The sequence below is a fragment of the Kitasatospora sp. NPDC001309 genome (assembly GCF_042896295.1).
Lineage (GTDB): Bacteria > Actinomycetota > Actinomycetes > Streptomycetales > Streptomycetaceae > Kitasatospora.
Genome location: NZ_JBIAXC010000002.1, coordinates 380018 through 404783, shown reverse-complemented (window position 1 = coordinate 404783; position 24766 = coordinate 380018). Strand labels below are relative to the sequence as shown.

Annotated in this window: 20 protein-coding genes; 5 read left to right on the top strand and 15 right to left on the bottom strand. The window is 71.8% G+C overall.

Annotated elements, in window-relative coordinates:
- Positions 1-463: 463 nt before the first annotated feature.
- From ACFY2K_RS03990 to ACFY2K_RS03950, 9 genes are all read right to left on the bottom strand, one after another.
- Entirely contained in the window at positions 464-1987 is a 1524-nt protein-coding gene (locus tag ACFY2K_RS03990; protein WP_375891820.1) for a CoA-acylating methylmalonate-semialdehyde dehydrogenase, read from the bottom strand.
- Positions 1988-2210: 223 nt separating this feature from the next.
- Complete coding sequence (locus tag ACFY2K_RS03985; protein ID WP_375891819.1) at positions 2211-2975, bottom strand: nucleotidyl transferase AbiEii/AbiGii toxin family protein; 765 nt, start codon at positions 2973-2975, stop codon at positions 2211-2213.
- 138 nt (positions 2976-3113) lie between these two features.
- Positions 3114-3545: a hypothetical protein gene (locus tag ACFY2K_RS03980; RefSeq protein WP_375891818.1), complete on the bottom strand. Its 432-nt coding sequence runs from the start codon at positions 3543-3545 to the stop codon at positions 3114-3116.
- A 131-nt stretch (positions 3546-3676) separates the two neighbouring features.
- Positions 3677-5071 (bottom strand): NAD(P)/FAD-dependent oxidoreductase, encoded by a 1395-nt coding sequence (locus ACFY2K_RS03975; protein ID WP_380644668.1) that lies wholly within the window; start codon positions 5069-5071, stop codon positions 3677-3679.
- A gap of 61 nt (positions 5072-5132) precedes the next feature.
- Complete coding sequence (locus ACFY2K_RS03970) at positions 5133-5936, bottom strand: ABC transporter permease (protein ID WP_375891815.1); 804 nt, start codon at positions 5934-5936, stop codon at positions 5133-5135.
- Complete coding sequence (locus tag ACFY2K_RS03965; protein WP_375891814.1) at positions 5936-6880, bottom strand: ABC transporter permease; 945 nt, start codon at positions 6878-6880, stop codon at positions 5936-5938. Before ACFY2K_RS03965 ends, ACFY2K_RS03970 begins: the two co-directional genes overlap by 1 nt.
- The gene (locus ACFY2K_RS03960; protein WP_380527441.1) at positions 6877-8016 is read right to left on the bottom strand and encodes an ABC transporter ATP-binding protein; all 1140 of its coding nucleotides are present in this window, start codon (positions 8014-8016) and stop codon (positions 6877-6879) included. The genes ACFY2K_RS03965 and ACFY2K_RS03960 overlap by 4 nt, the downstream gene beginning before the upstream one ends.
- Before the next feature lie 52 nt (positions 8017-8068).
- Positions 8069-9319 (bottom strand): spermidine/putrescine ABC transporter substrate-binding protein, encoded by a 1251-nt coding sequence (locus ACFY2K_RS03955; RefSeq protein WP_387709438.1) that lies wholly within the window; start codon positions 9317-9319, stop codon positions 8069-8071.
- A gap of 61 nt (positions 9320-9380) precedes the next feature.
- Complete coding sequence (locus ACFY2K_RS03950) at positions 9381-10892, bottom strand: gamma-aminobutyraldehyde dehydrogenase (RefSeq protein ID WP_387709436.1); 1512 nt, start codon at positions 10890-10892, stop codon at positions 9381-9383.
- Between the two features lie 256 nt (positions 10893-11148).
- Between ACFY2K_RS03950 and ACFY2K_RS03945 the strand changes: the two genes are divergently transcribed.
- On the top strand, positions 11149-12804 hold the full coding sequence (locus ACFY2K_RS03945) for a PucR family transcriptional regulator (RefSeq protein WP_375891807.1): 1656 nt from the start codon (positions 11149-11151) through the stop codon (positions 12802-12804).
- A gap of 29 nt (positions 12805-12833) precedes the next feature.
- Here ACFY2K_RS03945 and ACFY2K_RS03940 read toward each other — a convergent pair whose 3' ends face one another.
- From ACFY2K_RS03940 to ACFY2K_RS03930, 3 genes are all read right to left on the bottom strand, one after another.
- On the bottom strand, positions 12834-14036 hold the full coding sequence (locus ACFY2K_RS03940) for a spermidine/putrescine ABC transporter substrate-binding protein (RefSeq protein ID WP_387709434.1): 1203 nt from the start codon (positions 14034-14036) through the stop codon (positions 12834-12836).
- A 71-nt stretch (positions 14037-14107) separates the two neighbouring features.
- Positions 14108-15466 carry an aspartate aminotransferase family protein gene (locus ACFY2K_RS03935; protein WP_380527429.1) on the bottom strand — a complete coding sequence of 453 codons (1359 nt, stop codon included), beginning with the start codon at positions 15464-15466 and terminating at the stop codon, positions 14108-14110.
- Positions 15467-15650: 184 nt separating this feature from the next.
- The gene (locus ACFY2K_RS03930; protein WP_375891804.1) at positions 15651-17126 is read right to left on the bottom strand and encodes a gamma-aminobutyraldehyde dehydrogenase; all 1476 of its coding nucleotides are present in this window, start codon (positions 17124-17126) and stop codon (positions 15651-15653) included.
- 268 nt (positions 17127-17394) lie between these two features.
- Between ACFY2K_RS03930 and ACFY2K_RS03925 the strand changes: the two genes are divergently transcribed.
- The 4 genes from ACFY2K_RS03925 to ACFY2K_RS03910 all read left to right on the top strand — a co-directional run bounded on the left by ACFY2K_RS03925 (position 17395) and on the right by ACFY2K_RS03910 (position 21436).
- On the top strand, positions 17395-17868 hold the full coding sequence (locus ACFY2K_RS03925) for an Lrp/AsnC family transcriptional regulator (RefSeq protein ID WP_030306695.1): 474 nt from the start codon (positions 17395-17397) through the stop codon (positions 17866-17868).
- Positions 17865-19259, top strand: a complete 1395-nt coding sequence (locus ACFY2K_RS03920) for an aspartate aminotransferase family protein (protein ID WP_363555973.1) — start codon at positions 17865-17867, stop codon at positions 19257-19259. Before ACFY2K_RS03925 ends, ACFY2K_RS03920 begins: the two co-directional genes overlap by 4 nt.
- Positions 19260-19484: 225 nt before the next feature.
- Positions 19485-20240 (top strand): ABC transporter ATP-binding protein, encoded by a 756-nt coding sequence (locus ACFY2K_RS03915; protein WP_375891803.1) that lies wholly within the window; start codon positions 19485-19487, stop codon positions 20238-20240.
- 44 nt (positions 20241-20284) lie between these two features.
- Positions 20285-21436, top strand: a complete 1152-nt coding sequence (locus tag ACFY2K_RS03910) for a hypothetical protein (protein WP_375891801.1) — start codon at positions 20285-20287, stop codon at positions 21434-21436.
- A gap of 84 nt (positions 21437-21520) precedes the next feature.
- On the opposite strand, the gene rlmN is transcribed toward ACFY2K_RS03910, so the two are convergent.
- The 3 genes from rlmN to frr all read right to left on the bottom strand — a co-directional run bounded on the left by rlmN (position 21521) and on the right by frr (position 24730).
- Positions 21521-22621, bottom strand: a complete 1101-nt coding sequence (gene rlmN, locus ACFY2K_RS03905) for a 23S rRNA (adenine(2503)-C(2))-methyltransferase RlmN (RefSeq protein WP_375891799.1) — start codon at positions 22619-22621, stop codon at positions 21521-21523.
- An 82-nt stretch (positions 22622-22703) separates the two neighbouring features.
- Positions 22704-23921: a phosphatidate cytidylyltransferase gene (locus ACFY2K_RS03900; RefSeq protein ID WP_380595335.1), complete on the bottom strand. Its 1218-nt coding sequence runs from the start codon at positions 23919-23921 to the stop codon at positions 22704-22706.
- A 251-nt stretch (positions 23922-24172) separates the two neighbouring features.
- Complete coding sequence (gene frr / locus ACFY2K_RS03895; RefSeq protein WP_360233219.1) at positions 24173-24730, bottom strand: ribosome recycling factor; 558 nt, start codon at positions 24728-24730, stop codon at positions 24173-24175.
- Positions 24731-24766: the final 36 nt, after the last annotated feature.

The window sequence follows — 24766 nt, the reverse complement described above, 5'->3', positions numbered from 1 at the left end:
GGACGCTTCCTTCGGACCGCCTTCCAGCGGGCCCTCCGGGCGCTTCGTTCTTTCGTGTTTCCAGCTTACCAGATGTTTTCCGCTCCGTTTTCCGGGGCTTCGTCATCCAACTCGCCGGTGTCTTCTGCGGCTTGACGCCCCGTCCGACGTTTCAAACTCTAGCCGATCCCCGCTCCGAAAAGCGAATCCGGCCGCAATCCGATAAACAGCGCACGCCGAATAAGCACCGAGCCGAAACGCGTAAAAGCGAAACGACCGGCACGAACCGGAAGTGGTGTTTCAAGGGATTGGCCGCCTCAGGACCGTCCGCGCCGATGCGTGTCCGGTGCTCCCTGTCGGGCAGCTCGAAGAACTGTACGCGCATCTGAGTCCGGATGCAAACGGCCTGCAAAAGGGGGCAGGCCGGACCCCGGGGAGAGGGGTCCGGCCTGCCCGGTGCGAGAGCTCGGCGAGCCCTGCGGGCTCAGCTGTTGGTGGGGAAGCCGAGGTTGATGCCCCCGTGCGAGGGGTCCAGCCAGCGCTGGGTCACGGCCTTGCCCCGGGTGAAGAACTGGACGCCGTCCGGGCCGTACGCGTGGGCGTCGCCGAACAGCGAGGCCTTCCAGCCGCCGAAGGAGTAGTAGGCGACCGGCACCGGGATCGGCACGTTGATGCCGACCATGCCGACCTCCACCTCGAACTGGAAGCGCCGGGCCGCGCCGCCGTCGTTGGTGAAGAGGGCGGTCCCGTTGCCGTACGGGTTGGCGTTGATGAGCGCCAGGCCCTCGTCGTAGGAGGCGACGCGCACGACGGAGAGGACCGGGCCGAAGATCTCGTCGTTGTAGACGGACATGCCGGGCTTCACGTGGTCGAACAGCGTGGGGCCGAGCCAGAAGCCGTCGGCGGTCGGGCTGCCGTTCCTGTCCTCGGCGGTGACCGGGTGCTTGCGGCCGTCCACGGCGAGCTCGGCGCCGTCGGCGAGGCCGGACTCCACGTAGGAGGTGACCTTGTCACGGTGCTGGCCGGTGACCAGCGGGCCCATCTCGGAGTCGCCGTTGCAGCCGGGGCCGACCTTCAGGGTGGCGATCCGCTGCTTGATCTTGTCGACCAGCTCGTCGCCGATCGGGTCGACGGCGACCAGGACGGAGACCGCCATGCAGCGCTCGCCGGCCGCGCCGAAGCCGGCGTTGACGGCGGCGTCGGCGGCGAGGTCGAGGTCGGCGTCGGGCAGCACCAGCATGTGGTTCTTGGCGCCGCCGAGGGCCTGGACGCGCTTGCCGTAGCGGGTGCCGGTCTCGTACACGTAGCGGGCGATCGGGGTGGAGCCGACGAAGCTGACGGACTTGACGTCCGGGTGCTCCAGCAGGCGGTCGACGGCCACCTTGTCGCCGTGCACGACGTTGAAGACGCCGTCCGGCAGGCCGGCCTCCTTCCACAGCCCGGCCAGGAAGTTGGCCGCGGACGGGTCCTTCTCGGAGGGCTTCACCACGACGGTGTTGCCGGCCGCGATGGCGATCGGGAAGAACCACATCGGCACCATGGCCGGGAAGTTGAACGGCGAGATGATCGCGACCGGGCCGAGCGGCTGGCGGATCGAGTAGACGTCGATGCCGGTGGAGGCCTGCTCGGTGAAGCCGCCCTTGACCAGCTGCGGGATGCCGCAGGCGTACTCGACGACCTCCAGGCCGCGGGCGATCTCGCCCAGCGCGTCCGAGTGCACCTTGCCGTGCTCGGACACGATGATCTCGGCGAGCTCGTCCCGGCGGGCGTTCAGCAGCTCGCGGAAGGCGAAGAGCACCGTGCTGCGCCGGGCCACCGAGGCGGTGCGCCACTCGGCGAAGGCCGAGGCGGCGGCGGCCACGGCCTGGTCGACCTCGGCGATCCCGGCGAAGTCGACCTGGCCGGCGACCTGGCCGGTGGCCGGGTCGAAGATGTCGCCGCGGCGGGGCGCCGCACCGGCGGTGGCGACCGACCGGCCGCCGATCCAGTGGGTGATGTGCTTGCTCAAGTCCGTCTGCCTCCGAAGTCCCGGGCGGCGTCCTGCCACCGGTCCGGTCTGGCGCCGCCCGCGAGAGGGTCGGGCGACGGAATTCACGGGGCTACCGCGCTCGTCCCCCAGTCTGGTCGCCTCCGGAGTGCGGCTCAACGAACAGGCTGACGGGGATCGCGGATTCAGCCTTACAGGTCGTCCGGTCGCTGCGCCGAACGGGTGGGGCCACGGCCCGGGCGGCTCAGGACTCCTCGTCCTCCAGGTACGGGTCGTGCAGCCCGTCCGCCGCCTCCTGGGTCTCCAGCAGGTCCAACCGCAGGTCCTGCGCCCAGGCCAGCGCCCACCGCTTGAGCCCGTCCACGGCGCCGGCCTCGACACCGCGGGCACGGAACCGGCCGTCCGCCGCCTCGGCCAGCGTCTCCAGCCGGTCGGCGAGCCCGCTCGGCTGGAAGTCCGGGTCCAACTCGGCGGCCAGGGCGAGCAGTTCCCCTTCACGGTAGTTGCGGGTGAGGGCGTGCACGTCGATCAGGTCCCGCGGCATGCCCCGGTCGACCAGCAGCGCGGTGGTGAGGGCGGCCGCGTCCTCCAGGGCCACCACCGGCAGCACCAGCGGGGGCCCGTCCGCCTCCGGGGCGCCGAAGTCCAGCCGGACCGGCCGGTGGCCGAGCGGCTCCTTCCGCAGCTCCACCGAGTGGGTCCGCCCGCCCAGCGCCAGCCGTACGGTCAGCTGTTCCAGCCGCGGCGTGCCGGGCCGCTCGGCGACCCCGCCGCCCGCCGCGCGGTACGCCCCGGTCAGTGCGGCGGCCACCTCGGGCAGGTCGGCGCCGCCGGTGGCCAGGGTGAGTCCGTCCTGCCGGCAGGCCGGGACCCCGTGGGCGCGCAGCGCGTGCCCGCCGGCCAGCGCCAGCCCGTACCGGGTGCAGACGGGCTCGGCGAGGGCGGCCAGGCGCAGCTGGGCGGGGCCCGGCCGGAGGGAGGCGTCGACGGCGTGCGGGGCGGTGGTCACGCCTCCAGTCTGGCCCGGGCACCCGCCCCGCGCGCTGCCACCCGCCAAGCGCCCGCGAACCGGCGCTCGCCACCGCGACCCGCCCGCGACCCGCCACCCACCGCCTGCGAACCGCCCCCGGCGCCCCCGGCCCCCGCGCTACCGGCCGCCGAGCCCGGCCGCCGCCTCGTGCAGAGCCAGCTCCAGCAGCACCGGGTCGTTGAGCCGCCCGGACCCGTCGGGCGGCACCAGCCAGCGCACGCCCCGGCTGCGGCGCCGGGGGTGCGGGACGACGATCCAGGTGCCCTCCCCCGCGCAGCGCACCCCGGTGCCGACCCAGCGGGCGGCGGTGCCGACGGGCACCAGGAAGCTGACGTGCTCCTCGCCGAAGTCGGTGAGGACCGGGCCGCAGAAGCCGGTGTCCAGCACGTCCAGTGCCGGTCGCCCGAGCCGCCCGGGGACGGCGAGGACGTCCCAGCGGCGCCCGGCCGGTAGCAGGACCAGGCCCAGCCCGGTGCGTTCCCACTGCTCCCGGAAGTCCTCCGGGTCCGCTGCCACCTGGGCGAGCCAGTGCAGTCCGGTGCTCTCCATGTCGTGTCCCCGCTCCTCGCCGTTTCCTACGGTCGGACGCGGCGGGAGTGCGAGACCCGCCGTCACCGAGGAGAGGCGGACGGCGGGTCCCTCTTACACGGGTCGCGGGAGATACCCCCGATCGGTGGCGGTCAGCTGTCGAAGCCGAGCCCCATCCGGTCGAGGGTGCGCAGCCAGAGGTTGCGGTGGCCGCCGTTGCGGTCGGCGTGCTCCAGCGAGCGGGTGGTGATCTCGATCCCGGCCCAGCGCACCGGTTCGGGCGGGAACGGCAGCGGCTTGGAGCGCACCATGTCCAGCGAGGTGCGCTCGGTGCGCTCGCCGGCCAGCAGGTCGAGCATCACCTCGGCCCCGAAGCGGGTGGCGCCGACGCCGAGCCCGGTGTAGCCGACGGCGTAGGCGACCTTGCCCCGGTAGGCGGTGTCGAAGAAGGCCGAGAACCGGCTGCAGGTGTCGATGGCGCCGCCCCAGGCGTTGGTGAAGCGCAGCCCCTCCAGCTGCGGGAAGCAGCGGAAGAAGTGGTTGGCCAGGGTGCGGAAGGTCTCCGGGCGCTGGTCGTACTCGTGCCGGACGTGGCCGCCGTAGTGGTAGACGGCGTCGTAGCCGCCCCAGAGGATCCGGTTGTCGGCGGACAGCCGGAAGTAGTGGAACTTGTTGGCGCTGTCGCCGAGCCCCTGCCGGCCGCGCCAGCCGATCGAGGCGAGCTGCTCGTCGCTGAGCGGCTCGGTCATCAGGGCGTAGTCGTACACGGGGACGACGTACGGACGGACGCGCTTGAGCAGGGACGGGAAGACGTTGGTGCCGAGCGCGACCCTGCGGGCGAAGACCCGGCCGTACGGGGTGCGGGCGGCCGTGCCGCTGCCGTGCTCGCGCAGCTCGGTGGCCCGGGTGTGCTCGAAGATCCGGACGCCCAGGCCCAGGCAGGCCTCCTTGAGGCCCCAGGCGAGCTTGGCGGGGTGGACCATCGCCACCCCGTCCTTGTCCCAGAGGCCGCCGAGGAAGGTCGGCGAGTTCACCTCGGCGCGCAGCTGGTCGGCGTCCAGGACGGTGAGGTCGAAGCCGTAGCGGGCGACGGCCTCGGCGACCTCGTGCAGTTCCTCGACCTGGTGCGGCTGGGTGGCGACGTCGATCTCGCCGGTGCGCTCCCACTCGGCGTCGATGCCGTAGCGCTTGAGGGTGGCCTCGATGCCGTCCAGGTTGGCGGCGCCGAGGCGTTCCAGCTGGGCGAGTTCGGAGGGCCAGCGCTCCAGGCCGTTGCCGAAGCCGTGGGTGAGGCTGGCCGCACAGAATCCGCCGTTGCGCCCGGAGGCGGCCCACCCGACCTCGTTGCCCTCGACCAGGACGACGTCCAGCGAGGGGTCGCGCTCCTTGGCGATGAGCGCGGTCCACAGTCCGGAGTAGCCGCCGCCGACGACCAGCAGGTCGCAGGTGGTGTCGCCGACCAGGGCGGGCAGCGCCTCGGGCCGGCCGGGATCCTCCAACCAGAAGGGGGTGGGCCTGGCGTCACTGAGTGCGCGGGCGGAATCCATGCATTATCAGCCACTTTCCACGAATAGGTGATGGTACGTACCACCGCTGACCGACCGTACGTCAGGCGGTGGCCTTGCGGCGGTTGCCGAGCCACTGGCCGGCCACGGTCAGCGCGACCGCGGCCGCGAACATCGCGGTGCCGATGACGTTCACCTGCACCGGGATGCCGCGCTGCGAGGCGCCCCAGACGAACATCGGGAAGGTGACCGTGGTCGGGCCCGAGTTGAACTGGGTGATGATGAAGTCGTCGAAGGAGAGCGCGAAGCTGAGCAGCGCGCCGGCGGCGATGCCGGGGGCGGCCAGCGGGAGGGTGACCCGCAGGAAGGTCTGGACGGGGGTCGCGTAGAGGTCCTGGGCGGCCTGTTCGAGCCTCGGGTCCATGCTCATCACGCGAGCCTTGACCGCCGTCACGACGAAGCTCAGGCAGAACATGACGTGGGCGATGAGGATGGTGGTGAAGCCGAAGGGGATGCGCATGTTGAGGAACAGCGTCCCCAGCGAGGCGGCCATGACGACTTCGGGCATGGCCATCGGCAGGAAGATCATCGCGGTGGTGGCCGAGCGGCCGCGGAAGCGGTAGCGGGCCAGCGCGAAGGCGACCATGGTGCCGAGCACGGTGGCACCGATGGTGGCGAGCACCGCGATCTGCAGGCTGAGCGAGAGCGACTGGCACATGTCGGCCACGCCGCAGGGGTTGGTCCAGGCGTCGGTGGAGAACTCGTTCCACTCGTAGTTGAACTTGCCGACCGGCTTGTTGAACGAGAAGGCCAGCACGACCAGGTTGGGCAGCACCAGGTAGGCCAGGGCCAGCAGGCCGGCCAGGACCACCAGGTGGGCGCGGACCCACTTCAGGATGCGGGACATCAGACCAGTTCCTCCGTCCCGGCCTTGCGCATGTAGACCGTCACCATGCCCAGGATCAGGGCCATCAGGATGAAGCTCAGCGCTGCCGCCGTGGGGTAGTCGAGCACGTTCAGGAACTGCTTCTGGATGCCGTTGCCGACCATCTGCTCGCTCGGCGAGCCGAGCAGCTGGGCGTTGATGTAGTCGCCGGAGGCGGGGATGAAGGTGAGCAGGGTGCCCGCGACCACGCCCGGCAGCGAGATCGGGAAGGTGACCTTGCGGAAGGTGGTGAACGGCCGGGCGTACAGGTCGCCGGCCGCCTCGTGCAGCCGGGGGTCGATCCGCTCCAGCGAGGTGTACAGCGGGAGGATCATGAACGGCAGGAAGTTGTAGGTGAGGCCGCAGACCACGGCCAGCGGGGTGGCGAGCACCCGGTCGCCGGAGGTGAGCCCGACGGCGTTGGTGAGGTCCAGGACGTGCAGGGTGTTGAGCGCGCCGACCACCGGTCCGCCGTCGGACAGGATGGTCTTCCAGGCCAGCGTGCGGATCAGGAAGCTGGTGAAGAACGGCGCGATGACCAGGATCAGGATGACGTTGCGCCAGCGCCGGCTCGCCTTGAAGGCGATGGTGTACGCCAGCGGGTAGCCGATGGCCAGGCAGAGCACGGTGGCGATGGCCGCGTAGGAGAACGAGCGGACGAAGTGCCACTTGTACTCGACCAGGGCGTCCCAGTAGGTGGAGACGTGCCAGGTGACCTTGAAGCCCGCCTCCAGCGAGCCGGTCTGCAGCGAGGTGGACGCCTGGTAGACCATCGGCACGGCGAAGAAGACGACCAGCCAGGCGATGCCGGGCAGCAGCAGCCAGTACGGGGTGAGCTTGCGCCTCGGCTTCGGCGCGGGTTCGCCGAGCGGACTGCGGTCCGGAGGCGTGGCCCGGGGGGCGGCCGCCGGGGTGGTGGTGGTCATGCGGCCTCCTCCGCGGTGCCCGCGTCGATCGCCTGCGCGGCGTCCAGGGCGAAGGAGTGCGCCGGGTTCCAGTGCAGCTGCACGGGGGCGCCGGGGACGATCCGGGCGTCGCGCTCCATGTTCTGCTCGAAGACGGTGACCTCCTGGCCGCCGTCGGTGCGCACCACGTACTGGGTGGAGACGCCGATGAAGCTGGAGTCGAGCACCGTGCCGGCGAGCCGGTTGCGGCCCTCGGCGACCGGCTCGGAGGCGTGGCTGATGGTGATCTTCTCCGGGCGCACGCCCAGGTGGACCAGCTTGGCCTCGGTGGCGCAGCGCGCCCTCGGCACCGCGAGCCGGGTGCCGGCCACGGTGAGCAGCAGGTCCTCGCCCGCGCCGCCGGTGACCTCGGCGGGGAGCAGGTTGGACTGGCCGAGGAAGTTGGCCACGAAGGTGGTGCCAGGGTTCTCGTACAGGTCGGCGGGCGCGCCGAGCTGCTCGACCCGGCCGCCGTTCATCACCGCGATGGTGTCGGCCATCGTCATGGCCTCCTCCTGGTCGTGGGTGACGTGCACGAAGGTGATGCCGACCTCGGTCTGGATCCGCTTGAGCTCCAGCTGCATCTGGCGGCGCAGCTTGAGGTCGAGGGCGCCGAGCGGCTCGTCCAGCAGCAGCACCTGGGGGTGGTTGATCAGGGCGCGGGCGACCGCGACGCGCTGCTGCTGGCCGCCGGAGAGCTGGTGCGGCTTGCGCCGGGCGTACTGGCCGAGCTCGACCAGTTCCAGCATCGACTCGACCTGCTTCTTCACGTCCTTCTTGCCGCGCCGGCGCAGGCCGAAGGCGACGTTCTCGAAGATGTCCAGGTGCGGGAAGAGCGCGTAGCTCTGGAAGACGGTGTTGACCGGGCGCTTGTACGGGGGCAGCGCGGTGACGTCCTGGCCGCCGATCAGGACGGTGCCGCTGGTGGGCTCCTCCAGGCCGGCGATCATGCGCAGGGTGGTGGTCTTGCCGCAGCCGGAGGCGCCGAGCAGGGCGAAGAAGGAGCCCTGGGGCACGGTCAGGTCGAGCGGGTGGACGGCGGTGAAGGAGCCGTAGGTCTTGCCGATGCCGGTGAGGCGGACGTCGCCACCGGCCGCGGCGCGCAGCTGGTCTGTCATGGGGTGTCTTCCTGGGTCTTTCTGCCGGCAGTGTCTGGTGGACGCGTGGGGGTCAGGCGCCGATGAGCTTGGAGAACTTCTGCTCGAAGTCGCTCTCCTCGCCCTCGGTGAGGGTGCGGAACACGTGCGCCTTGACCGCCATCTCGGGGGTGGGTACGACCAGCGGGTTGGCCGCGCTGTCCGGGGCGAGGGTGGCGAGCTCGTCCTTCATCCCGGTGACGGCGGAGACGTAGCCGATGCCCGCGACCAGCTGCGCCGCGATCTTCGGCTGATAGTAGAAGTCGATCAACTTCTCCGCGTTCGCCTTGTGCCGCGCCTTGGCCGGGACCAGCATGTTGTCGGTCGAGGCGAGGTAGCCCTTCTCCGGGATGACGAACTCGATGTCCGGGTTGTCGGCGCGCAGTTGGATCAGGTCGCCGCCCCAGGCGACGCAGGCGGCGATGTCCCCGGAGGACAGCTCCTGGCCGTAGTCGTTGCCGGTGAAGCGGCGGATCTGCTTGTCGTCCACGGCCTTCTGCATCCGGGCGATCGCACCGGCGTAGTCGTCGGCGGTGAACTTCGCCGGGTCCTTGTCCATGTCGAGCAGGACCATCCCGATGCTGTCGCGCATCTCGGAGAGGAAGGTGACCCGGCCCTTGAGCTCGGGGTCGTCCAGCAGCTGGGCGACGCTGGTGACCTCCTTGCCCTTGGTCGCCTTCCGGTTGTAGGCGATGACGGTCTGGATGCCGGCCCAGGGGTAGGTGTAGAGCCGGCCCGGGTCCCAGTCGGGGGCGCGGAAGCGGGCCTCGACGTTGGTGATCGCGGTGGTGACGTTCGCCGGGTCGAGCTTCTGCGCCCAGCCGAGCCGGATCAGCCGGGCGGCCATCCAGTCGGTGAGCACCACCAGGTCGCGGCCGGTGTCCTGGCCGGCCGCCAGCTGCGGCTTGACCTTGCCGAAGAACTCGACGTTGTCGTTGATGTCCTCGTTGTACTTGACCTTGATGCCGGTGGCCGCGGTGAAGGCGTCCAGGGTGCCGTGCTTCTCCTTGTCCTTCTCGTCGGTGTCGATGTACAGCGGCCAGTTGGAGAAGTCGACCTCCTTCTCGCTCCCCGAGTGGTCCTCGGCGGCGTTGGCGGTCGAGTCACCGGTCGTCCTGGGGGCGGCCGGGATGCCGCAGGCGGCCAGGGTGCCCGCCCCGGCGGTCAGGGCGGCGGCGCGCAGCAGGGTGCGGCGGCCGACCGCGGCCCGACCGCTGGTCAGACTGCGTTCCCAGGCCCTGCGGACCGGTTCGGGCAGACCGTCGGTGAGCTCATTGAACGCCATGGAACGGGCCTCCTGGGGGAAGAAGGGTGCGTGGGGGGAGCACCCGGGGCCTGCGGGGGGGTTACCGGTCTCCGAAGACGGTGCGGTGCCAGTCCTTGCGGGCCACTGCGGTGGTGTCGAACATGACGTGCTTGACCTGGGTGTACTCGTCCAGCGAGTACTGGGACATGTCCTTGCCGTAGCCGGACGCCTTGTAGCCGCCGTGCGGCATCTCGCTGATGATCGGGATGTGGTCGTTGACCCAGACGCACCCGGCGGCGATCTCCCGGGTGGCGCGCAGCGAGCGGTGCACGTTGCCCGTCCAGGCGGAGGCGGCCAGGCCGTACGGGGTGTCGTTGGCGAGCCGCAGGCCCTCGTCGTCGCCGTCGAAGGGCAGCACCACCAGCACCGGGCCGAAGACCTCGCCCTGGACCACCTCGCTGTCCTGGGCCGCGCCGGTGATCAGGGTCGGCGCGTGGTAGGCGCCCCGGGTGAGGTCGAAGCCGTCGTGGCCCCTGTCCGGTGCGGGGCCGCCGGTGACGACGGTGGCGTAGGAGCGGGCGCGCTCGACGAACCCGGCCACCCGGTCCCGGTGGGCGAAGGAGACCAGCGGGCCGAGGTCGGTGTGCGGATTGCGGGGGTCGCCGATCCGGACGGCCGCGAAGAGCTCGGCGACGCCGGCCACGAAGGCGTCGTAGAGCGGGCGCTGGACGTACGCGCGGGTGGCGGCGGTGCAGTCCTGGCCGCCGTTGATCAGCGAGGCGGCGACGGCGCCGTGCACCGCGGCGTCCAGGTCCGCGTCGTCGAAGACCACGAACGGGGCCTTGCCGCCGAGTTCCAGGTGGGTGCGCTTGACGCTCGCGGTGGCGAGTTCGGCGACCCGCCTGCCGACGGCGGTGGAGCCGGTGAAGGAGACCATCGCGACCCCCGGGTGGGCGACCAGGTGCTCGCCGGCGGTGCGCCCGGCGCCGGTGACCACGTTGACCACGCCGTCCGGGATGCCCGCCTCGGTGCAGGCCCGGGCGAACATCACCGAGGTCAGCGGGGTCAGCTCGGCCGGCTTGAGGACGATGGTGTTGCCCGCCGCGATCGCCGGGAGGATCTTCCAGGCGGCCATCTGCAGCGGGTAGTTCCACGGCGAGATCGAGCCGACCACGCCGATCGCCTCGCGCCGGACGTAGGAGGTGTGGTCGCCGGAGTACTCGCCGGCCGCCTTGCCCTCCAGGTTGCGGGCGGCGCCGGCGAAGAACGCGGCGTTGTCGACGGTGCCGGGGACGTCGAACTCGGTCGCCAGCTTCACCGGCTTGCCGGTCTGCGCGGTCTCCACCCGGGCGAGGTCGTCGGCGGTCGCGCCCAGGACGGCGGCCAGCCGGGTGAGCGCCTCGGACCGGGCCCCCGGGGTGGCCGAGGACCAGCCGGGCAGGGCGTCCCGCGCGGCGGCGACGGCGGCGTCCACGTCCCCGGCGGTGGCCAGCGCGACCTCTTCGACCACCGTGCCGTCGGCGGGGTTGACGACCTGGAAGGGCTCGCCGCTCCCCCGGGCCTGACGGCCCGCGATGTACTGCGCGCCCGCGCCGAAGTCGGTCAGGTCCATCTGGGTTCCTCCAAGTGCCGGCGGTTCGACCGCGCTGCGGCGAAACGCTTCCGCGGTGGGGGTCTGCGGTCCCGCTGACCTTGCCAACTGCGGGGTTGACGTGACAAGGGTCACTTCGACAGTCTCGACACGAAGGGCCTTACAGAGTGCAAGGCTCCTCGCAGGGCAACAGGTCGTCGCGACGATGCATGATTCACCTGACACTCTGTCCCCTCCACCCCCTCCCCTCCCACCTCCCCCGCCCTGGAGGCCCGCGATGCTCCCCACCGTCGCCCGTGTGCTCGACCTGGAGGTGATGCGGCGCGGCCTGCCCCAGGTCGTGGCCGGCGCCGACCGCCTGGAGCGACCGGTCCGCTGGGTGCACGTCAGCGAGCTGCCCGACGTCGCCGGCGTGCTGCAGGGCGGCGAGCTCGTGCTGACCACCGGCATCGCGCTGCCCGAGGACCGCGAGGGCCTGGCCCGCTACGTCCGCGACCTGGACGAGGTCGGCGTGGCCGGCCTGGTGGTCGAGTTCGGCCGGCGTTACTTCGACTCGCTCCCGCGCGCCCTGGTGCACGCCGCCGAGCAGCGCGGACTGCCGCTGATCGCGCTCCGCCGCGAGGTGCGCTTCGTCGCCGTCACCGAGGCCGTGCACGCCCTGGTGGTGAACGCCCAGCTGGAGCAGCTGCGGGTCTCCGAATCGGTCCACCAGGTCTTCAACGAGCTGGTGGTCGAGGGCGCCGAGCCGCCCGAGGTGATCCGCCAGGTGGCCCGGATGGCGGGCGCGCCGGTCGTCCTGGAGAACCTGGCCCACCAGGTGCTCGCCCACGACAGCGCCGGACGCCCCGAGGCCGAGCTGCTGGAGGACTGGGAGCGCCGCTCGCGCGGGGTCCGCCCGCCCGGCCGGACCGGCCACGACCCGCGCAGCGGCTGGCTGGTGACCACCGTCGGCGCCCGCGGCCAGGACTGGGGCCGGCTGGTCCTGGTGCTGGAGCCGGGCCCGTTGGCGGAGGGCGAGGCCCACCCCCACGCCATGCTGCTGGAGCGCGGCGCCTCCGCGCTGGCGCTCAACCGGCTGGTGGTGCGCGACCGGGAGAGCCTGGAGCGGCAGACCCACCGCACCCTGCTCTCCGGCATCCTGACCCACGCGCTGACCGTCTCCGAGGTGGCCCTGCGCGCCCAGGCACTCGGCGTCCCGCTGGAGGGCCGGCGGCTGGTCGGCGTGGTGCTGCGCCAGCGCCGCGGGCCGATCCCGGCCGCACTGGAGGCCCAGGCCCGGCTGCGCGACTTCACCGAGCTGGCGGCCGGCGCGGTGCGGGCCAGCCGGCTCTCCGCCCTGGTCGGCGCGCTGGACGACGAGGGCGTCGGACTGCTGATCGCGCTCGGCGCCCAGCAGGACGAGCACTCCGCGCTGGAGGCCTTCTCGGCCACCCTGCGCCGGATGTCCGCCGAGTCCGGCCGGGAGCCCGCCGACACCCCGGGGCCGGTCGTCGCGGTCGGCTCCTCGGTCGGCTCGGTCCGCGACGCCCGGCGCACCCTGCTGGAGGCCGCCCAGGTCGCCGACGCGGCCCTGCACGACGCGCCCGGCGGGGGCAGGACCGCCTCCTACTACCGGCTGCCGGACGTCCGGCTGCGCGGCCTGCTCCACCTGCTGCGCGACGACGCCCGCCTGCAGACGTACGTGGAGCGGGAGTTGGGCCCGCTGCTGGCCCACGACGCCGAGCACAACGGCCAGTTGGTGCAGATGCTGCGGATCTACCTGGAGCAGGGCCGGAACAAGTCGGCGGCGGCCGACGCCGCCCACCTGTCCCGGCCGTCCTTCTACGACCGGCTGCACAAGGTCGAGCGGATCCTCGGAGTCGACCTCGACCAGGTGGAGTCCTGCCTCTCCCTGCACGTGGCCCTGCTCGCGCTGGACGCCGTACGCCGGTAGGGCCGGGCTGCGTCACTCCCCGGTACCCCTCACACCCCGGTGATGCGCCCCCAGACCTTGTGCAGCTCCGGCCGCTCGGCCGAGGTGACGTCCCGCATGCTGCGCAGCCGGGCGCGCATCTCCTCGGTCGGGAACACCAGCGGGTTCTCGGCGAGTTCGGCCTTGTCCTTGTCCCCGCTGTCCGCCAGCACCTCGCGGGCGGCCGGAACCGGGCAGATGTACTGGACGGCCGCGGCGAGTTCGGCGGCCACCTCGGGCTGGTAGTAGTAGTCGACCAGCAGCTCGGCGTTGCGCTTGTGGACGGCCCGGTTGGGGATCATCAGGCTCTCCGCCCACAGCTCGCCGCCCTCCTCCGGCACCACGAAGGCGATGTCGGGGTTCTCGGCGGTGAGCTGGACGGCGTCACCGGAGTAGGCCTGGCAGGCGATCGCCGCTCCGGAGGCGAGGTCGCTGGTGTAGTCGTTGCCGGTGAAGCGGCGGACGTGCCCGGTGTCGACCATCTTCTGCACCAGGTCCATCGCCTTGTGCACGTCGTCGTCCCCGAACCGCGCGATGTCCGCGCCCTGGGAGAGCATCAGCAGCCCGAGCGCCTCGTCCAGCCCGGCGAACAGCGTGATCCGACCCTTGAGGTCGGGCGCCCAGAGGTCGGCGGTGGACCTGAGCTCCCGGCCGAGCGCCTTGCGGTTGTACGCGATGCCGGTGATCCCGGACTGCCAGGGCACGCTGCGCCGGCGCCCCGGGTCGAAGACCGGGTTCGCCAGCTGCGGGTCCAGGTTGGCGGTGACGTTGGGCAGGCCGGCCCGGTCCATCTCCTGCACCCAGCCCAGCGAGACGTACCGCCCGGCCATCCAGTCGCTGATCACCATCAGGTCCCGGCCCGGGTCGGCGCCCTGGGTGAGCACCGGGCTGATCTTGCCGAAGAACTCGTCGTTGTCGTTGATGTCCTCGGTGTAGGTGACCGCGATCCCGGTCCTCTCGCTGAACGCGTCCAGGGTCGGGCGCTTCCCCTGGTCGTCGGTGTCGATGTACTGCGTCCAGTTGGAGAAGTTCAGCCGCTTGTCGTGCTCCGAGCGGTCCGGTGCCGAACGGCGGTCCTCGGCGACGTACGCGGACGGGATGCCGCAGCCGGTCAGTGTGCCGGCGCCGAGCAGCGCGGCCCCGCCGAGCACCGAACGCCGGCGGATGACGGGGGTTTGGGAGGAGCGTCGGGGCAGGGTGGAGCTGCGGGACATGGGAGGCCTTCCGGAGCGTGGAACGGCCCCGGGAACACGCGGGTGCGCCCGGGGCCGTCCTGGTAGGTACGTCAGACGGTGTGCGCGTCGGCCAGCGACAGCGCCTCGTCCAGCACCGCGAGGCCGGCCTTGGCCTCCTCCTCGGTGACGGTGCACGGCGGGACGACGTGGAAGCGGTTCATGTTGACGAACGGCCAGAGCCCGCGCTGCTTGCACGCGGCGGCCAGCTCGGCCATCGGCGCGTTGGCGGCGCCCGCGGCGTTGTAGGGGACGAGCGGCTCCCGGGTCTCCCGGTCCTTCACCAGGTCGAGCGCCCAGAACACGCCGAGGCCGCGCACCTCGCCGATCGAGGGGTGCCGCTCGGCCAGCTCGCGCAGGCCGGGGCCGAGCACCGTCTCGCCGATGTGCTTGGCGTTCTCGACGATGCCCTCCTCCGCCATGGCGTTGATGGTGGCCACCGCCGAGGCGCAGGCCAGCGGGTGCCCCGAGTAGGTGAGCCCGCCGGGGAACGGCCGCTCCGCGAAGGTGGCGGCGATCTCGGCACTGATCGCCACGCCGCCCAGCGGGACGTAACCGGAGTTGACGCCCTTGGCGAAGGTCAGCAGGTCCGGCACCACGCCCCAGTGGTCGGCGGCGAACCACTCGCCGGTGCGGCCGAAGCCGGCCATCACCTCGTCCAGGACGAACACGATCCCGTGGCGGTCGCAGATCTCCCGCACTCCGGCCAGGTACCCCGGCGGCGGGACCAGGATGCCGGCGGTGCCGACCACCGTCTCCAGGATGACCGCCGCCACCGTGCCCGGTCCCTCGAAGGCGATCACCTGCTCCAGGTGCGCCAGCGCGCGCTCGCACTCCTGCGCCTCGTCCTCGGCGTGGAAGTTGGAGCGGTAGGCGTACGGGCCCCAGAAGTGCACCACGCCGGAGACGCCGGTCTCGTTGGCCCAGCGCCGCGGGTCGCCGGTGAGGGCGATCGCGTTGGCGGTGGCGCCGTGGTACGAGCGGTAGGTGGAGAGCACCTTCTGCCGGCCGGTGTGCAGCCGGGCCATCCGGACGGCGTTCTCGACCGCCTCGGCGCCGCCGTTGGTGAAGAAGATCTTGTCCAGGTCGCCCGGGGTGCGCTCGGCGATCAGCCGGGCCGCCTCGCTGCGCGCCTCGACCGCGAAGCCGGGGGCGATCGTGCAGAGCTTCGCCGCCTGCTCCTGGATCGCGGCGACCACCTTCGGGTGCTGGTGCCCGATGTTGGTGTTCACCAGCTGCGAGGAGAAGTCGAGGTAGCGGTTGCCGTCGTAGTCCCAGAAGTACGAGCCCTCGGCGCCGGCCACCGCGAGGGGGTCGATCAGCGCCTGGGCGGACCACGAGTGGAAGACGTGCGCGCGGTCGGCGGCCTTGACCGCCTTTCCGGCGGCTGAGTCAGCGGTGGGGATGCTCATGCCGGTAAGGCTAGGGCCGAGCGCCCCCGAAGTGCAGTTTCATCCTGTCAGCCGGACGCACGACCCGCCGACAGGGTGCAAAGCGACAGGGCCCGGGTCGAAAAGACCCGGGCCCCTTGTCAGTTCAGCCGATTGATCAGACCCGCTAGATCGCGGTCATCCTGCGCCCGACGGCCATGACCCGCTAGATCGCGGTCATGACGTGCTTCACCCGGGTGTAGTCCTCGAAGCCGTACGCCGACAGGTCCTTGCCGTAGCCGGACTTCTTGAAGCCGCCGTGCGGCATCTCGGCGACCAGCGGGATGTGGGTGTTGATCCAGACGCAGCCGAAGTCCAGGCGGCGGGACATCCGCATGGCGCGGGCGTGGTCCTTGGTCCAGACCGAGGAGGCCAGCGCGAACTCGACGCCGTTGGCGTACTCGACGGCCTGCTCCTCGTCGGTGAACTTCTGCACGGTGATGACCGGGCCGAAGACCTCGTTCTGGATGATCTCGTCGTCCTGCAGCAGGCCGGAGACGACGGTCGGGGCGTAGAAGTAGCCCTTGTCGCCGACCCGGTGGCCGCCGGCCTCGACCTTGGCGTGGGCGGGCAGCCGCTCGATGAAGCCGGACACCTGCTTGAGCTGGTTGGCGTTGTTCAGCGGGCCGTAGAGCACGTCCTCGTCGTCCACGCCGCCGGTCTTGGTCTCGGCCGCGGCCTTGGCCAGCGCCTCGACGAAGGCGTCGTGGATCGACTCGTGCACCAGCACGCGGGTGGCGGCGGTGCAGTCCTGGCCGGCGTTGAAGTAGCCCGCCACCGAGATGCCCTCGACGGCCTCGGCGATGTCGGCGTCCTCGAACACGACGACCGGGGCCTTGCCGCCCAGCTCCAGGTGGACCCGCTTGACGTCCTTGGAGGCCGACTCGGCGACCTGGATGCCGGCCCGGACGGAGCCGGTGATGGAGGCCATCGCCGGGGTGCGGTGCTCGACCATCAGCTTGCCGGACTCGCGGTCGCCGCAGATGACGTTGAAGACGCCGGCCGGCAGCTCCAGGTCCTTGAGGACGCCGCCGATGATCTCGGCCAGCAGCACGGTGGAGGCCGGGGTGGTGTCCGAGGGCTTGAGGACCACGGTGTTGCCCGCGGCGATGGCCGGGGCGAACTTCCAGACCGCCATCATCATCGGGTAGTTCCACGGCGCGACCTGGGCACAGACGCCGACCGGCTCGCGGCGGATGATCGAGGTCATGCCGTCCATGTACTCGCCGGCGGCCTTGCCCTCCAGCAGTCGGGCGGCACCGGCGAAGAAGCGGAGCTGGTCCACCATCGGGCCGATCTCCTCGGAGAGGGTCAGCGCGCGGGGCTTGCCGGTGTTGCGCACCTCGGCGTCGACGATCTCGTCGGCCCGGGCCTCGACCGCGTCGGCGATCTTGAGCAGCAGCTTCTGCCGGGTGCTCGGGGTGGCGTCGCGCCAGACCGGGAAGGCGGCGGCGGCCGAGGCCATGGCCGCGTCCACGTCAGCGGCGCCGGACAGCGGCGACGTCGCGTAGACCTCGCCCGTGGTCGGGTCGACGATGTCGAGCGTGCGGCCGTCAGCCGCGTCGACGAACTCACCGTTGATGTAGTTGCGCAGCGTGCGAAGGTCGCTCACGGGTCTCTCCTCGGTCTGGGCCTGCGGCATTGCAGATTCCGGCGCCATGGTACGTCGACGGATCCGGCCTACGAAGGGTGCCGAGTGGCCCGGCCGGGAGCGGCGCGGTCCACTGGTGGCGGAATGCGCGGCGCCCTGCGGGGGCGCGCGCGTACCGTGCCAGAGTAGCCGCAGGACTGCCGGGATCGACAGGCGCGGTACGCGTCCGCGATGAAATCCGCATGGGATTTCCGGGATCACGACGAAATCAGCAGTTTCCACGCTTGCGAACAGGGGAACGATCAGGCACAGTGGCCGCGTGGCCAACCGCGACCGGAACGCGAGTGTTCCCCTCGACGCCGCCTCCAAGGCGATCATCGAGCAGCTCCAGGAGGACGGGCGCCGCCCGTACGCCGCCATCGGCAAGGCCGTCGGCCTGTCCGAGGCAGCCGTACGGCAGCGCGTCCAGAAGCTGCTCGACCAAGGCGTGATGCAGATCGTCGCCGTCACGGACCCGCTCACCGTCGGCTTCACCCGCCAGGCGATGGTCGGAATCCGGGTCGAGGGCGACATAGAGCCCGTCGCCGACGCGCTGGCCGCCCTCGACGAGGTCGACTACGTCGTCTGCACCGCAGGCTCGTTCGACCTCCTGGCCGAGCTGGTCTGCGAGGACGACGAGCACCTGCTCGAAATGATCAACAAGCGCATCCGCGCGCTTCCCGGCGTGCGGAGCACCGAGAGCTTCGTTTACCTGAAACTCCGGAAACAGACCTACACCTGGGGCACCCGATGACAGCCGACCCGGCCCAGAAGGACCTTTCCAAGACCGCCTACGACCACCTGTGGATGCACTTCACCCGCATGTCGTCGTACGAGAACTCCCCCGTACCGACCATCGTCAAGGGCGAGGGCACGTACATCTGGGACGACAAGGGCCGGAAGTACATCGACGGCCTGGCCGGCCTGTTCGTCGTGCAGGCCGGTCACGGCCGGACCGAGCTCGCCGAGGTCGCCGCCAAGCAGGCCAAGGAACTCGCGTTCTTCCCGATCTGGAGCTACGCGCACCCCAAGGCCGTCGAGCTGGCCGAGCGCCTGGCCAACTACGCCCCGGGCGACCTCAACAAGGTCTTCTTCTCCACCGGTGGCGGCGAGGCCGTCGAGACCGCCTGGAAGCTCGCCAAGCAGTACTTCAAGCTGATCGGCAAGCCGACCAAGTACAAGGTCATCTCGCGCGCCGTCGCCTACCACGGCACCCCGCAGGGCGCCCTGTCCATCACCGGCCTGCCGGGCCTCAAGGCCCCGTTCGAGCCGCTGGTGCCGGGTACCCACAAGGCGCCGAACACCAACATCTACCGCGCCCCGGCCTTCCTCGAAGGCCCGGACGGCACCGTCGACCCCGAGGCGTACGGCCGCTGGTGCGCCGACGAGATCGAGGTCGCCATCCTCAACGAGGGCGCCGACACCGTCGCCGCCGTCTTCGTCGAGCCGGTGCAGAACGCCGGTGGCTGCTTCCCGCCGCCGCCCGGGTACTTCCAGCGCCTGCGCGAGATCTGCGACCGCCACGACGTGCTGCTGGTCTCGGACGAGGTCATCTGCGCCTTCGGCCGCCTCGGCACCATGTTCGGCGCCGACAAGTTCGGCTACGTGCCGGACATGATCACCTGCGCCAAGGGCATGACCTCGGGCTACTCCCCGATCGGCGCCACGATCATCTCGGACCGCATCGCCGAGCCGTTCTACAAGGGTGACAACACCTTCCTGCACGGCTACACCTTCGCCGGCCACCCGGTCTCCTCGGCCGTGGCGCTCGCCAACCTCGACATCTTCGAGCGCGAGGGCCTGAACCAGAAGGTCCTCGACAACGAGGCCGCCTTCCTGGGCACCCTGAACAAGCTGCGCGACCTGCCGATCGTCGGCGACGTCCGCGGCAACGGGTACTTCTACGGCATCGAGCTCGTGAAGGACAAGGTCACCAAGGAGTCGTTCAACGACGACGAGGTCGAGCGCGTGCTCTACGGCTTCCTGTCGAAGGCCCTCTTCGACAACGGCCTGTACTGCCGCGCCGACGACCGTGGCGACCCGGTCATCCAGCTGGCCCCGCCGCTGATCTCCGACCAGTCGACCTTCGACGAGATCGAGCAGATCCTGCGGACCAGCCTCACCGACGCGTGGGCGAAGCTCTGATCCCCTGAGCCCTCTTCCCCACCCTCCGCCGAAGGGCGGTCCCGCACCCGCGGGGCCGCCCTTCGGCGTTCACACAACGCCACGGAACATCACAGTCGTACGACCAAACATGCCTGAATGCGGGTGATTTGCCCGTGATGGACCAGAGCGCCGCAACCGCGACCGGCCCCGGTCGTTCTAATCTGACGACTGTCATATCCCTGCGGCCACCCAGGATGGAACCTCATGTCAGCGGCACCGCCTGACAACGACGTGCTGTGGGCCCGAGGGATCGTCAAGTCCCACGACGGCACCCCCGCCCTGCGCGGCATCTCCATCGGCGTCCGCGAGGGCGAGGTGCTCGCCGTCACCGGCCCGCGCGGCTGCGGCAAGAGCACCCTGCTCGGCTGCCTCTCCGCCCAGCTCCCGGTCGACGAGGGCGAGGTCTGGTTCAACAGCTCCCCCGTCCACACCCTCGGCCGCGCCGGACGCGAACGGCTGCGCCGCGACCGCTTCGGCTTCGTCGGCTCCGAACCCCACCTGGTGCCCGAGCTCAGCGCCCGCGAGAACGTCGCCCTGCCGCTGCTGCTCGCCGGCGCCGGCAACAAGGCCGCCTACACCGCCGCCGACGAGTGGCTGGAGCGCCTCGACGTCGGCGACATCGGCCGCCGGCGCCCCGACCGGCTGGTCCAGAGCCAGCGCCAGCGGGTCGCCGTGGCCCGCGCCCTCGCCCCGCTGCCGCCCGTCGTCTTCGCCGACGACCCCACCGCCCCGCTGCACCGCGAGGCCGCCGACCAGGTCCTGCGGATACTGACCAGCGCGGCCCGCTCGCACCAGCTCACCCTCGTCCTGGCCACCCACGACCCCGAGCTCGTCCGGTTCGCGGACCGCTCCGTCGCCCTCGTCGACGGACGGCTCACCGCCCCCGCCGCCCCCGTCCCCCGCGGCGCCGCCGCCCCGGCCGCGACCGGTGCCTCCGCCGTCACGGCCACCCGCCGCTGACCGCCTCCAGTCGCTGACAGAGCCGAGCCGCTGAAAGAGTCGACGTGTTCTACCTCCGTCTGGCCCGGGGCTACCGGGTGACCGACCTCGGCCGCTGGCTGCTCACCACACTGGCGGCCGCCGCCGTCGCCGCCTTCCTGCTGCGCTCCCTCGGCCGCGCGCTGAGCGACCCGCTCGGCGGCGCCGACGCGCTGGCACGACTGCTCTGGTGCCTGCCGCCGCTCGCCGCCGTCGCCTGGTTCGCGGCCGTCGCCGCCCGCTCGGTGCCCGCCCGACGGCCCGAGCGGATCGCCGGCCTCACCGCCGCCGGGGCCGGCTCCCGCCGGATCCGCACCCTGATCGCCGGTGAGGTCGCCCTCGCCTGCACCCTCGGCAGCGTGCTCACCCTGCTGCTCTTCCTGGTGCTGCGCAACGACATCGCCGGCCCCTCGCTCGCCCCCGACCTCGGCATGGGGGTGCCGCTGCCCGCGGCCGCACCGGTCACCCTGCTCGCGCTCGTCCCGCTCACCGCAGGCCTCGCCGCCGGCTTCTCGGTGCCCGTCGCCGAAACCCTGCCCGGCGGCCGCGCCCGCGGCCGCACCGGCTTCGGCCCGCTGCGGATCGCCGTACCGGTCGGACTCGTGGTGATCGGTGCCGCGCTCGAACTCATCGCCCTGCGGCCCGGCGCCCCCGCCGACGGCCGTCCGATCCACCTGCCCGCCGGCCTCGGCACCACCAGCACTGCCGCCCTCGGCGGCTGGGCCGGCGGCGCGCTCGGCCTCGCCCTGCTCACCGGCCCGCTGCTCGCCTGGACCGGACGGCTGCTCGCCCTCGGTCGGCCCACCCCGCTGCGGCTGCTCGCCGGACGCGGCCTCACCGCCCAGGCCCGTCGGCTCGGCCCGCCGCTGGCCGTGCTCACCCTGGTCGTCGCCCTGGTGCTGACCACCGTCCGCTACTGGATCGGCACCCCCGACAGCGCCGACGCCCTGCCGGCCGTCGAGGCCTGCCTGGTGCTCGGCTGCACGGTCGCCGCGGTGATCGCCCGGCTCGCCGAGGTCCGCACCGACCGCCGGGAGATCACCGAGTCGCTGCTGCGCCTCGGTGCCTCGCCCCGGCTGCTGTTCGGCGCGGTCGCCCTGCGCACCCTCGCGGTGGGCACCACGCTGCTGCTGACCGGCGGGGCGACCGCCGCGCTGGCGGCCGCCGGACTGCGATAGGGCGTGCCTCGTGGATCAGGCCGGGCACCCCGGCCTGATCCCACAAGACACGCCCTGGCCCCCGGGAGGCTCCTACCCGGCTCCTCAGCCCGCCGCGGCGAGCTGGCCGCAGGCGCCGTCGATCTCCTGGCCGCGGGTGTCGCGGACGGTCGTCGGCACGCCGTGCGACTGGAGCCGACGGACGAACTCGCGCTCGTCCTCCGGCCGGGAGGCGGTCCACTTGGAGCCCGGGGTCGGGTTCAGCGGGATCAGGTTGACGTGCACCCGGTGGTTCTTGATCAGCCGGCCGAGCAGGTCGGCACGCCAGGCCTGGTCGTTGATGTCCTTGATCAGCGCGTACTCGATGGAGATCCGGCGGCCGGACTTCTCCGCGTAGTTCCACGCGGCGTCCAGCACCTCGGCGACCTTCCACCGGGTGTTCACCGGGACCAGCTCGTCGCGCAGCTCGTCGTCCGGCGCGTGCAGCGACAGCGCCAGGCGGCAGCTGAGGCCCTCGTCCGCCAGCCGGTTCATGGCCGGCACGAGGCCGACCGTGGAGACCGTGATGCCGCGCTGGGACAGGCCGAAGCCGTCCGGGGCCGGGTCGGTCAGCCGGCGGATCGAGGCCAGCACCCGGTTGTAGTTGGCCAGCGGCTCGCCCATGCCCATGAAGACCACGTTCGACAGCCGCGCCTCGCCACCGGGGATCTCGCCGGCCTTGAGCGCGCGCATCCCGGCGGCGATCTGCTCGACGATCTCGCCGGTCGACAGGTTGCGGGTCAGCCCCGCCTGGCCGGTGGCGCAGAACGGGCAGTTCATGCCGCAGCCGGCCTGCGAGCTGATGCACATGGTGACCCGGTCCGGGTAGCGCATCAGCACCGACTCGACGAGCGTGCCGTCGAACAGCTTCCAGAGCGTCTTGCGGGTGGTGTCGTCGTCGCAGGAGACGTGCCGCACCACCGACATCAGCTCGGGCAGCAGGCCCTCGGTCAGCTTCTCCCGGCTGGCGGCGGGGATGTCCGTCCAGCTCGCCGGGTCGTTCGACATCCGGCCGAAGTAGTGGTTCGAGAGCTGCTTGGCGCGGAACGCCTGCTCGCCCAGCTCGGCGACGGCCTCCTTGCGCTCGGCGGGGCTCAGGTCGGCGAGGTGTCGCGGGGGCTTGGCGCCGCGCGGCGCGACAAAGGTGAGTTCTCCGGGCTTAGGCATGGTTGTTCCAGTGTCGCAGACGCGCGGGGGCCCCGGACGCCTGGCGTCCGGGGCCCCCGTCGCGGAACGGTCGGTGGGCGGGTCAGCTCCCGACGAAGGCCGCCAGCAGCAGCCAGACCACCGGGGCGGTCGGCAGCAGCGAGTCCAGCCGGTCCATGATGCCGCCGTGGCCGGGCAGCAGGGTGCCCATGTCCTTGATCCCGAGGTCGCGCTTGATCATCGACTCGCCCAGGTCGCCCAGGGTCGCGGTGACCGCGGCGCAGCCGCCCAGGATCAGGCCCTGCCACCAGCTGCCGCCGTCGATGATCAGCTGCATCAGCACGGCGCCCGCCAGCATCGACAGGCCGATGCCGCCGGCCAGGCCCTCGCGGGTCTTGCCGGGGCTGATCGTCGGGGCCAGCTTGGTGCGGCCGAACTTGTAGCCCACCGCGTAGGCGCCGGTGTCGCTGCAGATCGTGACGATCAGGAAGAGCACGATCCGCTGGGGGCCGTCGTCGGCCGCCAGCATCATCGCCACGAAGGTCGCCAGGAACGGCACGTAGAAGGCGGTGAACACCCCGGCCGTTATGTCCCGCAGGTAGTTCTCCGGCGGCTCGGCCATCCGCCAGACCATCACCGCCAGCCCGGTCAGCGCGAGCGAGGCCGCGGCCCACTCGACGCCGGCCCAGTAGCCGGTGGCGATCATGGCGATGCCGCCCACGACCAACGGGATCAGCGGCGCCTTGATCTGCTTGCGCTCGGACAGCCGACTGGTCAGCTCCCAGACGCCGACCGAGGCCGCGGCCATCACGACGAACAGGAACAGCGCCTTCACCACGAACAGCGAGGCGATGATCACCACGCCGAGGCCGACGCCCACGCCTATGGCGGCCTGGAGGTTACGGCCGCCGCGCTGCTTGCGCGGCTCCGGCTGCGGGGCGGGCTGGGCGGCCACGGGTGTCTCCTGCCCTGGATGGGACGACGGCACGAAGGGGGGCTGCCCGGCCGCCCAGTGGCGCTGCGGCGGCGCGGGATGCACCGGAGCCCCCGGGTACGGCGGGGCGCCGTGGCCGGGGGCGGGGGTGGCGTCGCCGGTTATCGCGCGCAGCACGACCGTCTCCGTCACGCCCGGCGGCGGCGTCCCGGGCTGCTCGGCACGGCCGTTCGCGGCGCCGTTCGAGGGCCCGCTCGCAGCGCCGTTCGAGGAGCCGTCCCCGGCGCCGTTCGAGGAGCCGTCGGAGGGTCCGCTCGCGGCACCGTTGGCCGGCCCGTGGTCGGGCGCACCGGGGTGCGAGCCGGGATCGGCCGGTACGGGAGGCATGACCTGAGTCTCCTCCGCGTCGCCGCCCCAGTACACCGGAGGCTGCTGCGAGTGATCCGAACGGAGGTCCTGGCCCCCCGGGACGGCACCCGGCCCGCCCTGGTGGGCGGCCCGGGGCTCCGGGTGGCCGGGGTGCCCCGGCGCCGGACTGGCCGGCGGCCGGGGTGCCTGCGGCTGCGGCGCCGGGCGGTAGGGCTGGAACTGCTGGTCGGACGGGCCCCAGTAGCCAGGGGCGTCAGGGGCGTCGTTCATCAGACCTCGAGCAGCTCGGCTTCCTTGTGCTTGAGCAGCTCGTCGACCTGGGCCACGTACTTGGCCGTGGTGTCGTCGAGCTCCTTCTCGGCGCGGCGGCCGTCGTCCTCGCCGACCTCGCCGTCCTTGACCAGCTTGTCGATGGCGTCCTTGGCCTTGCGGCGGACGGCGCGGATCGAGACCTTGGCGTCCTCGCCCTTGGTCCGGGCGATCTTGATGAACTCCCGGCGGCGCTCCTCGGTCAGCTCCGGCAGCACCACTCGGATGATGGAACCGTCGTTCGAGGGGTTGACGCCCAGGTCGGAGTCGCGGATCGCCTGCTCGATGGCCTTCAGCGCGGTCTTGTCGAACGGCGAGACGACCGCCATGCGCGGCTCCGGCACCGAGAACGAGGCCAGCTGGTTGATCGGCGTGATGGCGCCGTAGTACTCGGCGACGATCTTGGCGAACATCGCCGGGTGCGCACGGCCGGTACGGATGGCCGCGAGGTCGTCCTTGGAGACGGCGACGGCCTTCTCCATCTTTTCCTCGGCCTCGAGGAGGGTCTCTTCGATCACTGTGAACTCCCTGTCCGGTTCATCTGCTGTTGTCCC